The sequence below is a fragment of the Moraxella lacunata genome (assembly GCF_002027545.1).
Classification (GTDB): Bacteria; Pseudomonadota; Gammaproteobacteria; order Pseudomonadales; family Moraxellaceae; genus Moraxella; species Moraxella lacunata.
Genome location: NZ_MXAN01000006.1, coordinates 21,360 through 34,334 on the forward strand (window position 1 = coordinate 21,360; position 12,975 = coordinate 34,334).

The 12,975-nt window shown below is 43.1% G+C and carries 14 protein-coding genes and 1 pseudogene; 4 read left to right on the forward strand and 11 right to left on the reverse strand.

Translation table 11 applies throughout. From position 1 onward, the window contains the following. Positions 1 to 187 precede the first annotated feature (187 nt). Both B5J94_RS01265 and B5J94_RS01270 read left to right on the forward strand, forming a co-directional pair. Complete coding sequence (locus B5J94_RS01265) at positions 188 to 514, forward strand: protein tyrosine phosphatase family protein (RefSeq protein ID WP_062499298.1); 327 nt, start codon at positions 188 to 190, stop codon at positions 512 to 514. A gap of 152 nt (positions 515 to 666) precedes the next feature. Next, the gene (locus B5J94_RS01270) at positions 667 to 2,172 is read left to right on the forward strand and encodes an anthranilate synthase component I family protein (protein WP_062499297.1); all 1,506 of its coding nucleotides are present in this window, start codon (positions 667 to 669) and stop codon (positions 2,170 to 2,172) included. Here the strand turns inward: B5J94_RS01270 and B5J94_RS01275 are convergent, their stop codons facing one another. The 4 genes from B5J94_RS01275 to B5J94_RS01290 form a co-directional block, all read right to left on the reverse strand. Continuing rightward, positions 2,173 to 2,430 carry a YkgJ family cysteine cluster protein gene (locus tag B5J94_RS01275; RefSeq protein WP_062499296.1) on the reverse strand — a complete coding sequence of 86 codons (258 nt, stop codon included), beginning with the start codon at positions 2,428 to 2,430 and terminating at the stop codon, positions 2,173 to 2,175. It abuts the gene before it with no gap. Beyond that, positions 2,423 to 4,057 carry a phage tail family protein gene (locus tag B5J94_RS01280; protein WP_062499295.1) on the reverse strand — a complete coding sequence of 545 codons (1,635 nt, stop codon included), beginning with the start codon at positions 4,055 to 4,057 and terminating at the stop codon, positions 2,423 to 2,425. The genes B5J94_RS01275 and B5J94_RS01280 overlap by 8 nt, the downstream gene beginning before the upstream one ends. Before the next feature lie 77 nt (positions 4,058 to 4,134). Next, positions 4,135 to 5,004, reverse strand: a complete 870-nt coding sequence (locus B5J94_RS01285) for a hypothetical protein (RefSeq protein WP_062499294.1) — start codon at positions 5,002 to 5,004, stop codon at positions 4,135 to 4,137. A 50-nt stretch (positions 5,005 to 5,054) separates the two neighbouring features. After that, on the reverse strand, positions 5,055 to 5,930 hold the full coding sequence (locus B5J94_RS01290; RefSeq protein WP_062499293.1) for a helix-turn-helix transcriptional regulator: 876 nt from the start codon (positions 5,928 to 5,930) through the stop codon (positions 5,055 to 5,057). 144 nt (positions 5,931 to 6,074) lie between these two features. On the opposite strand from B5J94_RS01290, the gene B5J94_RS01295 reads away from it, so the two are divergent. Next, positions 6,075 to 6,314, forward strand: coding sequence for a helix-turn-helix domain-containing protein (locus tag B5J94_RS01295; RefSeq protein WP_062499292.1), 240 nt, complete (start codon positions 6,075 to 6,077; stop codon positions 6,312 to 6,314). 168 nt (positions 6,315 to 6,482) lie between these two features. On the opposite strand, the gene B5J94_RS01305 is transcribed toward B5J94_RS01295, so the two are convergent. From B5J94_RS01305 to B5J94_RS01335, 7 genes are all read right to left on the reverse strand, one after another. Then, the gene (locus tag B5J94_RS01305) at positions 6,483 to 7,649 is read right to left on the reverse strand and encodes an AI-2E family transporter (RefSeq protein WP_062499290.1); all 1,167 of its coding nucleotides are present in this window, start codon (positions 7,647 to 7,649) and stop codon (positions 6,483 to 6,485) included. A gap of 130 nt (positions 7,650 to 7,779) precedes the next feature. Then, positions 7,780 to 8,238: a YaiI/YqxD family protein gene (locus B5J94_RS01310; RefSeq protein WP_062499289.1), complete on the reverse strand. Its 459-nt coding sequence runs from the start codon at positions 8,236 to 8,238 to the stop codon at positions 7,780 to 7,782. Between the two features lie 4 nt (positions 8,239 to 8,242). Next, the gene (locus B5J94_RS01315; protein ID WP_062499288.1) at positions 8,243 to 8,971 is read right to left on the reverse strand and encodes a Fic family protein; all 729 of its coding nucleotides are present in this window, start codon (positions 8,969 to 8,971) and stop codon (positions 8,243 to 8,245) included. Positions 8,972 to 9,155: 184 nt separating this feature from the next. Continuing rightward, positions 9,156 to 10,268, reverse strand: a complete 1,113-nt coding sequence (locus B5J94_RS01320; RefSeq protein WP_062499287.1) for a 5-(carboxyamino)imidazole ribonucleotide synthase — start codon at positions 10,266 to 10,268, stop codon at positions 9,156 to 9,158. 19 nt (positions 10,269 to 10,287) lie between these two features. After that, positions 10,288 to 10,776 carry a hypothetical protein gene (locus B5J94_RS01325; RefSeq protein WP_062499286.1) on the reverse strand — a complete coding sequence of 163 codons (489 nt, stop codon included), beginning with the start codon at positions 10,774 to 10,776 and terminating at the stop codon, positions 10,288 to 10,290. A 14-nt stretch (positions 10,777 to 10,790) separates the two neighbouring features. Next, a complete protein-coding gene (purE, locus tag B5J94_RS01330; RefSeq protein WP_062499285.1) occupies positions 10,791 to 11,339 on the reverse strand; it encodes a 5-(carboxyamino)imidazole ribonucleotide mutase in 549 nt (182 codons plus the stop codon). A 67-nt stretch (positions 11,340 to 11,406) separates the two neighbouring features. Beyond that, complete coding sequence (locus tag B5J94_RS01335; protein WP_062499284.1) at positions 11,407 to 12,330, reverse strand: metallophosphoesterase; 924 nt, start codon at positions 12,328 to 12,330, stop codon at positions 11,407 to 11,409. Positions 12,331 to 12,609: 279 nt separating this feature from the next. Between B5J94_RS01335 and B5J94_RS01340 the strand changes: the two are divergent. Further along, positions 12,610 to 12,951 (forward strand): annotated as a pseudogene (locus B5J94_RS01340) (YkgJ family cysteine cluster protein); the annotation flags it as partial. Positions 12,952 to 12,975 lie beyond the last annotated feature (24 nt).

Here is a 12,975-nt window from a genome sequence, read left to right on the forward strand (position 1 = left end):
TGGAAAATTGGAAAATTGGAAATAGTCTGATTAAATTTTAATCAATTTTACATTCCTTGTTCTAAAATTTTTAAAAATCTCCCAAATTTTAATATTTTTCATAAGCTTATGTCAAAATGGCATTGAATGCCCGCCTGTTTTTGGGTAAGATAAGTCTTATTATAAATCACCAAATATGGGGGCTCACATGCACACGAACATCACATTGTATAAACAAATCCACCCTTGTCAATGTCAAGCCTTGTCCGAGCTGGGTTTTAAGAGTTTGATAAATTTGCGTTTTGATGATGAGATGGCAGGTCAGCCCAAGACTGCCGAGCTGTGCCAAAGTGCCGAGCAGGTTGGCTTGTCCTATCGTCATCTGCCTGTGGATGGAGAGAGTTTGCATTTGGAGACGGTTGAAGCGTTTGCCCGTTTGTTGTCTGATTTACCCCAACCTGTCATGATTTTTTGTGGGACAGGCAGTCGTGCCAAACGCCTGTATCAGTCGGCAGTAGTGAGTGGTTTGATTTGATGATGGCTGTTAAATGAATTTTGTACCAAGGCTTAGTGCTAAGTAGGGTGATGGGTGAATTTGGATGATTTTAATTGTCTTTTGTCGTGTGGTTTTTTAGTTTATAATAATTTTTTAGGTTATAATAATCCAAACGATTTTTGGGGCTTTTTATGTTATCCTTATCTGAATTTTGTACGCTTGCCGAACAAGGCTACACGCACATTCCTCTCATCAAAAAACGCCTTATGGACGATGCCACGCCCGTGTCAGTATTTGCCAATTTGCGTAAATTTTTTGCGTCTGCTTATTTATTTGAATCGGTTGTGGGGGGTGAACGTTGGGCGAGATATTCCATGATTGGACTGGGTTCGGACATTGTCATCGAGTATCATGACGGTAAAGTGGTGGTAAAGGACATTCGCAAGGACGAGACGACCACGCACGACACCGACCCATTTGATTTTATCCGTACCTTTATGGCAGAATATAAAACCCCATGCCAAAACGAAATGTCCGAGCTACCTGCATTTAGTGGCGGATTGGTAGGCTATTTTGGTTATGACATGATACGAGTGATTGAGCCGTCTGTGGGCGTGTCAAATTCGCCCAACCCTTTGGCTCTGCCTGATATGTGGCTTACCCTATCATCGTCTGTGGTGGTATTTGACAACCTAGAACACACCCTATCTATCGTGGTCTATGCCGATGTGAACGCCAAAGACGGCTATAAAAAAGCGGTCAAACAACTTGATATTATTGAAAATCTGCTCACTCACAAACCTGATTTGACCGTCAAAAAACAGCCCCTACCGCATTTTGTCTCACAGACAGGACAAAATAAATTCTGCACAGACGTAAACCGCATTAAGGAATACATTAAGGCAGGGGACGTCATGCAAGTTGTTCCTGCCCAACGTCTGTCAGGTGAGTACAGTGGCGACCCGCTCGCGGTGTATCGGGCGTTGAGATACCTTAATCCGTCCCCTTATCTGTTTCTTATCCAAGGCGAGCTTGCCAATGATAAGCCGTTTCACATCGTAGGGGCATCGCCTGAGATTTTATCTCGCGTTGAGGCGGTGGGCGATGAGCGCAAAGTTACCGTGCGACCCTTGGCAGGGACTCGCCGTCGTGGCATGGATACGGCAGAAGATTTAGCATTAGAAGCCGAGCTACTCTCCGACCAAAAAGAAATCGCTGAACATCTGATGCTCATTGACTTAGGGCGTAATGATATTGGCAAGGTGTGCGACATTGGCACGGTCAAGGTAACCGATAAAATGTTTATTGAACGCTACTCGCAGGTCATGCACATCGCCAGCAACGTAGAAGGCGTGGTGTCAGCTGATAAGGACGCCCTAGACGTATTTTGTGCAACTTTCCCAGCAGGCACGCTGTCAGGAGCTCCCAAAATCCGAGCCATGCAAATCATCGACGAAGTGGAGCCTGTTCGCCGCAGCGTGTTTGGTGGGGCAGTGGGTTATTTGGGCTGGGCGGGCAACATGGATACCGCCATTGCCATTCGCACTGCTGTACTAAAAGACGGGCAAGTCCATATCCAAGCAGGGGCAGGCGTGGTGGCAGACTCCGACCCTGTGGCAGAGTGGGATGAAACCAATAAAAAAGCATTAGCGATTGTCAAGGCGGTGGAAATGGCGTGTGGGGGGCTTGTCGTCTAATCATAGCTTTTCGCAGATTTGTAGGTTTAGCTGAACAAAATCGTCCCAAGCGATGTGTTCGGCTAAATGCTTTTTATAATAATTCTCTACCTGACAAATAAGCGGACGGTCATCATAAATCAAACATAGGTTGGTGTCATCATCAAAATGACGACAAACACCGTCGCCACGATCTAAATAAGCAGTGTGTTCACTCAGATTGACACGGCGACAGCATTTGCCACAAGATGTGCAGGGAAAAGGCGTAAGATCATCCATGGAGCTTTTTGGCTTTGCTTTGTAGCCATGACATGGTGCTGGCACTATCTCCCATTTCATAGGGTAATTCTATGCCACGTCTGTCTATCTCAGCTTTTAAGATTTGCCCCTTTTGGGTTTCATTGCTGGCATAGCTAAGAGCATTAGATAAATCCCTTAACTCTTGGGGGTTGAGATTAAACTCTATTTTGGCAAGATTGGCAACATAAGCATTAAGCTCGGCATTAATCTCTCTCATATGGTCTAAAAAGACATCATACTTATTTTTAAGATTATTTAAAAACTCCCACACTTTTTTCATAAGGGGACTATAATCAATAAAATAAGCAGTGCCAACCATCAAAAGACCTGTAAATAATGCACTGACAAAAGCGGCAATCTCTGTGCCAAAAGGTATGGTTAAGACTGTCGCCAAATGCTGATGGAGCATAACGCCCAATATGGTAGAAACGCTTGCAAAAATAAGTCGAGCAATCTCTCTCATCAAATCGCCAAATGCCAACTTTTGAGGATTTAATACCAACAGTTTGATGACTTGTACCAAGTTATTCCAAGATTCACGAATAAGTTTTCCCATCAATTTGGTGCTGGTTAAGAAAATATTTAAAACAGTGTTGGTAATACTAGACAAAACCCCAGCAATAAAACTGTCTTTAAAGGTATTTAGCACATCTTTAAATCTTAATTTTACCCTTTCAAAAATATTGTTTAAGGTATTTTTTAGTTCCCCCCAAAACATTTCAAGGCTAAAATTTATTTGACATTTCCTTAAAAGATTTGGCAGAGCTTCTTTTAACTCAAACCAAATCTCCGCCAATAACAAACCAACAGCTTGCCTTACACCCATACGAAATCCCTGATTGGCAGCAGCTTTTCCTGTGTTTTTAAAAAATTTACTACTGGTGTAATAAGCCATACCAATTTCATGATTGTATTCCCTCCGTGCTTTTTTGTCAGTTTTAATCATGGCTTCTTTATCAATATTTTGTAAAGCCTCCAAATCTTCCTTGGCTTGACGTAAATTCTGCTTTAAATCCAAAACATCTTGACCGTGAGCATCTTTTGGGAGTTCTGCCAGTTGTTGCTCGTAGTTTTTAATTTTGGCTTCATAATTATTAATACTTTTTGGCAAAACTTCATTCAAAAATTTTTCGGTAGAATGTTGTTTTTTGGCAATATTGATTTTGTCATAGGTGGATTGAAAGTTGCTATTTTGATTGGCAAGTTCCGAGCCATCCAATCCTGCCAAAACTCTACCTGCATCATCATGAATTTCTTTGGCGGAGATAATATGGTCTAAATGACGTTTCTCGCCGTGTTTCATTGTGGTGTTACGGTAGGCATCATGCAATTCGCCCGATTGGTATTTTTGCTTATCTTCTCTGCCTTTGTTGATATAATTTTCATGCGAATGATAAGCGTGTGAATTGTAATCACCACGATTCTCATAGGCAGAACGAGCTTCATCAGTTGCCCATATGCCTTGACGGACGTTGTGAATGGTATCCACATCACCGCCTTTTTTATCTTCAAATAATAAAAAATCCAAACCAAAAGTGGTTACAAGGCTATGAGTAACGGTTTTGTTAAGCTCGCCTGTCCAATCAAATTTTGCTGTTGTTGTCATTGTTACCTGCCAAATAAGATGTCATCGGTCACTTTAATGTGATTAAAATGACCGATGAGCAACGGGTTTTGAGTTCTTTATGATGTATATTCCTTACTATCCGAGGCTGCTTGATCCATCACTGCTTGCATTTGCTTGTCATTTAGAGCATGACCACCTTCTTCTTGCTGAAACATAGGAGTGCCATCTTCATTATAAACAGGCTTGCCGTTGCTTGTTTCAATCTTAAATATGGGTGTGGTCATAACATCTGTTAGTATTGCAGCCAGGGCATAACCATTTTCAATTTTGCGATGAAGCTCTGTTTTATGTTCTATTATTTTCACTTGATTGGTTTTTACCAAAGAAGATGTTTGTTTTAAAATATCCAAGTAGTCTTTAAATTTCTCATGCAGGTCGTTGATGTTAATTATGATAACTTCAAGATAGTTAGATAAGTCTTTTAAATAAGTACGAGTTACGTTGGTATTTTTAGTAAATTGTGCAACCTTGGACTGAATGGATTTTGCTTTTTGTAGATTGTCTTTGGCATGATTGAAAAAAATCCAAGTTCCCCATAATCCAAAAATCATCACCCCGCCTAAGTAAGCAGCGGAGTTCATGGAAATATTCTCAATTTTTTCCATTTCAATCTTTTTTGGATTTTTTATCTCTATATGTTTTTGGCTCCCCTGATTCAATTTGTCAATTAGAGCCTCGGAAATCTCCCTAAATTCATGAAAGTCTTGTCCGATTTTAAAATAAAGTTTGTCTAAATCAGCGAGTTTCTGTTCAGCGAGCTTCTGAGCGTTTTCTAGGCTTAGCTTGGTCTTTTCATATTCTGCCTGTGCCATTCTTGTAATATTTCTAGATTTTTTGCTGTCTTGGTAGGCATCATAGGTTTTTTTAGTCGTGGCGGCACTAACAACCACACTAGCAACACCAGCTACAATAATTGGTAAGGGCATAACTTTACTCCTTTAAAAATGCTGATAATCAGCAGGGTTAAAAATAAATTCTAATCTAAATAAGACCTTAACTCACCCTCCAACCTATCCTGCCATTCTTTTGGCTCGGAAATGGTCAGATATGGTATCCAACACCGTATAATGGGCGATAATTCATCATAATGCCAAACCGTGCTTTGTATAAGCCAGTCGCCATTGTCTTTTTGTGATAGCAAAGATTGTTTTGATAATATTTGTCTTTGTCTAAAATAGGAAATTGCTTTTTGATGAACGCAAACAATCGCAACCGTTTCTTTTTGTCCAAGCCAGATACTATCATCGTTATTGATGAATGTGTCAATTTCAGTATTATTATCAAAGCATTCTTTGCTGATAATCAAATCATCAATCTTACTTAACCGATAACTTTTTAGCTTGTCATTTTCCACACCTGCCAAATACCAAAATCCTTCTTTAAAAATCAGTTTGTAAGGGTAAATGGTGCGTTCTTTATTATCATAACGGCAGTGTATGATTTGGCGATTATTGATAGCACTGTCCAACCGCTTCATCATTTCATCAAATGCTTGACTGTTTTCATGGGCGTAATGATGAATATGATATGAGCTGTCCGACTTTTGTTTGATAAGCTCCCTTAAAAAGCCAATGTCCATATTTGGCAATAGATGATGAATGCCGATGAGCTTAATCAGCTCGCCAAACTCTTTGTGGGTTAGGTTAAAACGACGTGAGTTATCCAAAGACACAACCCCACGCTCACGCACCAATGGCAGATAGCACTCCATGCGAGCCAAATCACGGCGAATGGTCTTATCACACACACCATATTCATCCGCCAGTGCCTTGGTGTTTAGCGTCTCATTGCTGTTTAGGCGGATAAAAATGTCGGCAAATCTGTCTGCCAGCCGTTCGTGTTTGTTACTCATGAGTTATCAAATGTAATCTTATTGTTGGTATATTACCACTTTATGATAAAAAAGCAATAAGTAAAATGGATGAATTGTACCTATTTTGGGTAAATTCGTCAATATGGTGTAAATAGGTCTATTATTTTCCATGAGTTCATGGTAATGACTAGAAGTATTCACACCACTCAGATGACTGCGTTGCGAGAATGGCTATATGACGCACGCACCACCCAAAACTTGCCCATGCGGACGCTTGCCGAGCGACTTGACCGCCCGCATTCGTTCGTCCAACGGGTAGAAAATGGCGACCGCCGTCTTGATGTGGTGGAATTTATCCAGTATTGTCAAGCACTTGGCATTGACCCGAGAGTGGGGCTTGACCTAGTATTACGGACAGAATAAGTCATGATGTGGACAGGTTGTGTCCGTATTGATGGCAGATGTGGGATTTGTGCTGTATTTTTGGGTATAAAAATCCCCAAAAACGCCTAGATTTTGGGGCATGGTTGATGAATGTTCTTTTTGGCATAGATGTGCAAAAAATAGTCTGTCTATATATCTAAAACCCATCTAACTTTCCAATTTCTTCGTATCCAAGACAGGTTTGGGCGTTGGGGTATCGGCAAGCAAGGCTTTACCGTCCGCCACAGGGACAATGCTGTCTTTGGGGGAGAAAATCTCATTTTTGTGTTGGCTTATCCATTCACGCCACACCGCAAGCCCAATCGCCAACACCACAGGTCCGATGAATAGCCCCACAAAACCAAATGCTGTCAAGCCCCCAAGCACCCCGATAAAGATGATGATAAAGGGAATTTTGGTCGCCCCGCTAATCACAATCGGGCGAATGAGATTGTCCACCCAACTGATGACAAGCGTCCCCCACAGAGCAAGTCCAATGCCTTCTGCCGTATGCCCTTGCGACAGTAGCCACACCGCCACACCACCCCACGCAAAGGGTGTGCCAAAGGGGATAAGTGCCACGACAAAGGTAAGAAGTGTGAGCAAAATGGGGTTTGGGGCATTGGCAAAAGCATAGCCCACCCCTGCCAAAATCGCCTGAGCCAAAGCGGTCAATCCAATGCCATACACCACCGCCTGCGTGGTCGCCCCCACCGAGTCGATGTAGTCGTCAATGCGGTCGCCGATGATGTTTCGCATGGCTTGTCGGATTTGACGAACCAGACTTTTGCCGTCCCGATAAAAGAAAAACAGGGTCATGAGAGCCATACCGAGCTTGGCAAGGTTTTTTAGCACCGCATCAAACGCCATTTTGCCATAATACAAATGCGACTGCACCCACGCTCGCACCGTCTCCATGGTTGCCTCGGGGTTTTTGTTAATCTCCCAAAGCGTGTCCTTAATCGTCTGCCCGATGACAGGTAAGTCCTTGATTTGACCGGGTAAATCCAAATATCCCGCTTGCAGTCGGCGAATTGCCGTACCAACAAAACTCACCACTTCATGTTGCAAATAAAACACGCCCACAATCAGCGGAATGCCAATCATGAGCGAGATACAAAAAGTCATCAAAAACGCACTAAAACTGGGGCTTAGGCGGACTTTGGTATGAAAAAAAGTATAAACAGGAAAAGTAACATACGCCAAAATCCCTGCCCACAACGCTGGCACGATAAAAAATTGTACCACTTTAAAGCACAGCACAATCAAAATAACAAGCAAAGTCAAGGCGAGCAGGCGTTGTAGGACGAGTTCTTTATTCCATTGTTCAATCATAGTTTTGGCGTAAAATGCGTAAAAAGGTGCTTGTAAATGGTGATATTATGCCAAAATTTTGACAAAAACGCATGGGAATTTTGTGGTGTTTGCGTTGCGTAAGTTTAAGGAAATGATTTTTGAAAAACGGTTAGGGTGATGCACGCACAAGCCGATTTAGCCCATTGGCAAAGGCGATTTTGTCCTTGTCGCTGTATGGTTTTTGTCCGCCCATGCTTTTGGGGTCAAGCACGCCCGTGCCACGAAGCGACTCCATAAAATCCCGAGCGTTGAGTTTGGGCTTGATGTTGTCTATGGTGAATTCCTCGCCCCGTGCGGTCAAGACTTTTGCCCCTTTTTGTAGTACGTCATTGGCAAGAGGAATGTCGCTTGTGATGACCAAATCCCCTGCTTGGGCGTGGTCTGTGATGTGGGTGTCCGCCACATCAAAGCCTTGGGCGACCACGACCATATTCAGATGTGGGGACGGCGGTAATTTGATAAAGCTGTTTGCCACAAAAGTCGCCATAACGCCTGTGCGGTTGGCGGTTTTGATGATGAGTTCTTTGGCAATGGTTGGTAATGCGTCTGCGTCTATGTAGATGTTCATGGTTTTAAAACCCCAACAATTTTTGATAAACTGCAAAACTTTCTGTCATACAATCCTTGATTAACGTCAAAAATTTATGGCGGTTGCCTGTGGTTGCCCAATCATCAATCGCCTCATAATAGGCAAGGCGTTTGTCCACCGTGATGACACAAGGCGGATAGCCGTGTTTGATAAGTTCAAGATTAAGAAGCAGGCGAGCGGTGCGACCATTGCCGTCAATAAAAGGGTGAATAATGACAAAATCAGTATGCAGCTGGCACGCCCTTTCTATGGGGTGTTGCCCCTCGTCCGCCTCGTACCACGCCATAAGCTCGCTCATGCGTTCATCAAGCAAAAAATGCTCTGGCGGAGTGTGGTTTGCCCCTGTGATGATGACATTGGCGGTGCGATAACGTCCTGCGTTGTCGTTGTCAATATTTTTTAGGGCAAGGCTGTGTAAGGCTTTGATATGCCATTGACTAAGCACTTCGCCTTTTTGGCATAAGTCATTGACATAGTCAATCGCCTCTTTGTGGTTGATTGCCTCAAAATGCTCACGCAATGCCTTACCGCCCACCGTGATGCCTTCTAGCACAACTTTGGTTTCAAGCAGGGTTAGGGTGTTGCCCTCAATGGCGTTGCTGTGGTACGTCCAACGTATCGCCAAATCCTCCGCCAGACTTTTGACAAGGTGGGGCGGTAGAGGGCGGTGGGTGTCAAGGGTGGATTTTAGGCGGTCAATTTCGGTAAACATAGGTATTTGATTTGATAAAGTGGTGGGTGTTTTATAGCCATAGAACTCTAAAATTACCACAAATTCAATGATACATCGGCGTAGGGGCGTGCTGTGCACGCCCTAAACATTAACGTAGCATCAAGGGCGTGTGCAACACGCCCCTACAAATCTTGCTGTGGTAAATTTTAAATTGCAAATAATGTTAAAAAGGTTTAACACACCCTAACAACTTCTCAACCTCTCCCACAACCCTATCATTATCATCACTCATCACCGTGATATGCCCAATCTTGCGACCGTCTCGCTCTGATTTATGATAATGATGAAAATGCACCCCTGTATGGGTCAAAAGTTCATTGGCATCAGGATATTTGCCGATGACATTTAGCATGACAGACGGCTTGACAATGCCCGTATCGCCAAGCGGAAGACCTAGCACGGCTCGGACGTGGTTTTCAAATTGGCTCGTATTTGTCCCCTCAATCGTCCAATGCCCCGAGTTATGCACGCGTGGGGCGATTTCATTGGCAATCAGTCCGTTCTCGCTCACAAACAGTTCTAGGGTCAAAACGCCAACATAGTCCAGTTTTTCAAGCAGTTTTTTCATGCTCGCTTGGGCGGTTTGGTTTAGCGTATCGGCATTGGGGGCAGGGGCGGTGGTTTTGGCAAGAATGCCGTTATTATGCACGTTTTCAACGAGCGGGTAAAACCCAACTTCACCTGTCCGTCCACGCACACCAATGAGCGACACCTCACGGCTAAAATGAATGAACCCCTCGGCAATGAGTGGAGCAGGTAAGTTGCCTTCTGTGAGTGCATCACTAAGCTCTTGCCAAGCGGTGGCAATGTCATCTTTGGTTTTGATGATATATTGCCCTTTTCCGTCATAGCCCCCACGAGATGTTTTTAGCACCAGTGGTAAGCCCAACTCATCGCACGCACTCTGCAAGTCATCAAGCGATGACACCGCACGATATGGCACGGTGGGAATGTCAAGCTCGTTGAACAACGCCTTTTCGGCAAGGCGGTCTTGGGCAACGGCTAGGGCGTTGGGCGGTGGGTAAATGCCTTGTTTTTGGGTGGCAAGGTAGGACGCTGTGGCGACAGGCGTGTTTTCAAATTCTAGGCTAAAAATGTCAGATTTGGCGACAAATTCGTCCAGTTGCTGTGTACTGTATACTTGCCCATACAGACCCGCTGGTGCGTGGGGAGTATCTTCTAAAAAAACGCAACGATGGCCAAGTTTTAGGGCAGATTGAGCCAGCATCATGCCAAGCTGTCCACCGCCTAAAATCCCAAGGGTCAATTGTGTCATGGTTTGGTTACTCGCTTTGTTAATGAATTAGCCCGTGATTGAGTAAATCTTTATGTAATTGATTGATGATTGAAACAGCATGGTTGCCTTTGTGTATGTGTTCTAAAACAATCTCATTTGATTTGGTAAATCTATGACGAATGGATATGTTGTATGATTTACAAAAATAGCTTATCATGCCTTGAAAAAATACAGCATCATCTAAGTCTCGCCATTTGACGCCAGAAACACCTCTTTGCCAAGGCAATACACCGCTAAATGCCCAAACACCCTCTTCATTGGTATATAATTTAAAACTTTTAAGATAAAGAATTTTATAGATAAAAATTAAAATAATCACTGTTGAAACCAGCAATGCCATCAAGACACTTTTGCCCCAAAAAAACACACTTAACAAAAAAATAATTATAAATATTGATGTTGTTTTAAAATATGCCACCCAAGATTTTTTAAAACAATGATGTAAGTTATCAATATTTGTTTTAGATTTTTCAATGTATTCATTCATGTTAAACTGTCCTTTTAGGCATTGACAATCCCTGGATGGGGGCTTTTTAGCACCGTTTGGGTCTGTTTTTGGCGAAATTGGTTCAATTTTGTGGCAAGGGCATCATCATCGATGGCAAGTATCTGTATTGCCAGCAGTCCAGCATTAAACGCACCAGCATCTCCAATGGCAAGCGTACCGACCGCCACGCCTTTGGGCATTTGTACGATGGATAATAAACTGTCCCAGCCTGACAGTATGCTTGATTTGACGGGCACGCCAAGCACAGGCAGTGGGGTTTGGCTGGCACACATACCAGGCAGATGAGCCGCTCCGCCTGCCCCTGCGATGATGACTTTTAAGCCCTTATCTTTGGCGGTTTTGGCATAGTCAAAGAGTTTATCTGGCGTGCGATGTGCTGAGACGACCTGACACTCAAAGGGGATGCCAAAATCTGCCAAAATCTGCGCCGATAAAGACATGGTTGCCCAATCGGACTGACTGCCCATGATGATACCAACTTTTGGGGTGCCAGTGGGGGATGTGATGGGGTCAGGACTTGGGGCGTGTTGGGTGTTTGACATGATAATCCTTAATCTAAAAGTGCTATTATAGCAAAGATTTGGGTGAATGCTAAGAGCGTGGGTAAATTTAACCTATAAATTGCACAAAGTTATCATCGTCTAATGTTGGGTTTTTTGTATCAAATTGATAAGCGGTCAAGTGTCCATCTTTGCCTGCTGAATAGTCAATACACACCACTTTGTCTGATAAAATGGTCGGTTTGTCATGTAACCAATAATGTCCGATGAATATTGGCTTGTCGGTTGTTATGCCAAATGCCAATAACTCATCAGACAAATCGTTAAGATAAATTTTTGGCAAATCATTGGCAAATAATGTTTTGTCAATGGATTGATGTTGCCAATCATCCACCCACCATTTAACACGAGCTTGTGTGCGAACAATGCCAGTTTTATCGGTCATGGTCAAGCCATCTGGTAGGGGACTTTCTATGCCTTTTAGTACATGCTCTATGGCATAATAAGGCTTAGTGTCTTTTTTGCCTGTAAGCTGTATGGCATGGCAGGTGAGTCTGTTATTATCCAAAAGGGGGGTTAATATGTCCATGCTGTGTTTATCATAGCAGGCGTGAATACAAATACAGTCGTCCAGTTCAAGCCATAAGGGCAATTCATAAAATCGCTGTATCCAATATCTGTGCAGGTCGCTATCAAATCCCACTTCATCAATAAAGGCTTTGTGCTGAAAATTATTATTGTCGGTATGCGGACGTAGATATTTGCCATTGTCATTTTGGGTAGCGTAGCATATGGCGTTATATTCGTGATTGCCCATGACGGCAAGGGCTTCATTATTATCAATCATATCAAAAACGATTTGCAAAGTCGCTAATTGCTGATTGCCCCTATCAATAAAATCGCCCATAAAAATCGCTTGATGACCGTGTGGGGCGATATAACTTGTGCCGTTATGAGTATAGCCCAATTTGTCAAGCAGTCCTGTTAATTTGTCGGCGTGTCCGTGAATGTCGCCAATGATGTCGTAAATCATAAATTTATCCTATATTAGTGATGTTTTATCAAATGATGAAAATGAGACTTTTTGTAATACTGGGTTTTCCGTTCGCCCTGAGCTTGTCGAAGGGTCGGAAAACCGTCATGGGCAGGCATAGCTCGCCATGAACGGTTTTCTTTAATTGTAAGTTTTGCAGAAAATTTATATAAAGAAAAACCGATTTCAAACCCTACCGATGATTATAACAAAAATTTTTGGCAAATTTGCCACCAAAAACCGCCAAATTTGTTACAATAAATATTTTTGGAAAATGCCGTGTCCGATTTACGCCCCAATTTTTGGCAAAATTACCCCCTATCCGCCCTAACCGATAACGAATGGGAAGCCTTGTGCGATGGCTGTGGCGTGTGCTGTTTGGTCAAATACCTAGACGATGACAACCCACGTTTTACCGAATACACAGACGTGGCGTGCAAACTGCTTGACACCGCCACGGGGCATTGCTCGGATTATGCCAATCGTAAAGCAAGTGTGCCTGACTGCATTCGCCTAACGGTGGACATGCTCCCAAACATGATGTGGTTACCCCGCCATTGTGCCTATAAACGCCTACATCTGGGGCAGGGTTTACCGCATTGGCATTATCTAAAAACAGGGCAAGACTGAACCGACCCCCAAATC

What these genes read in the sequence shown, in the direction of transcription:
- B5J94_RS01325 (WP_062499286.1), bottom strand. Translation starts at nt 10,776, where the DNA reads ATGAATGAATACATTGAAAAATCTAAAACAAATATTGATAACTTACAT.
- B5J94_RS01335 (WP_062499284.1), bottom strand. Translation starts at nt 12,330, where the DNA reads ATGATTTACGACATCATTGGCGACATTCACGGACACGCCGACAAATTA.
- B5J94_RS01315 (WP_062499288.1), bottom strand. Translation starts at nt 8,971, where the DNA reads ATGTTTACCGAAATTGACCGCCTAAAATCCACCCTTGACACCCACCGC.
- B5J94_RS01270 (WP_062499297.1), top strand. Translation starts at nt 667, where the DNA reads ATGTTATCCTTATCTGAATTTTGTACGCTTGCCGAACAAGGCTACACG.
- purE (WP_062499285.1), bottom strand. Translation starts at nt 11,339, where the DNA reads ATGTCAAACACCCAACACGCCCCAAGTCCTGACCCCATCACATCCCCC.
- B5J94_RS01310 (WP_062499289.1), bottom strand. Translation starts at nt 8,238, where the DNA reads ATGAACATCTACATAGACGCAGACGCATTACCAACCATTGCCAAAGAA.
- B5J94_RS01285 (WP_062499294.1), bottom strand. Translation starts at nt 5,004, where the DNA reads ATGCCCTTACCAATTATTGTAGCTGGTGTTGCTAGTGTGGTTGTTAGT.
- B5J94_RS01295 (WP_062499292.1), top strand. Translation starts at nt 6,075, where the DNA reads ATGACTAGAAGTATTCACACCACTCAGATGACTGCGTTGCGAGAATGG.
- B5J94_RS01265 (WP_062499298.1), top strand. Translation starts at nt 188, where the DNA reads ATGCACACGAACATCACATTGTATAAACAAATCCACCCTTGTCAATGT.
- B5J94_RS01305 (WP_062499290.1), bottom strand. Translation starts at nt 7,649, where the DNA reads ATGATTGAACAATGGAATAAAGAACTCGTCCTACAACGCCTGCTCGCC.
- B5J94_RS01320 (WP_062499287.1), bottom strand. Translation starts at nt 10,268, where the DNA reads ATGACACAATTGACCCTTGGGATTTTAGGCGGTGGACAGCTTGGCATG.
- B5J94_RS01280 (WP_062499295.1), bottom strand. Translation starts at nt 4,057, where the DNA reads ATGACAACAACAGCAAAATTTGATTGGACAGGCGAGCTTAACAAAACC.
- B5J94_RS01290 (WP_062499293.1), bottom strand. Translation starts at nt 5,930, where the DNA reads ATGAGTAACAAACACGAACGGCTGGCAGACAGATTTGCCGACATTTTT.
- B5J94_RS01275 (WP_062499296.1), bottom strand. Translation starts at nt 2,430, where the DNA reads ATGGATGATCTTACGCCTTTTCCCTGCACATCTTGTGGCAAATGCTGT.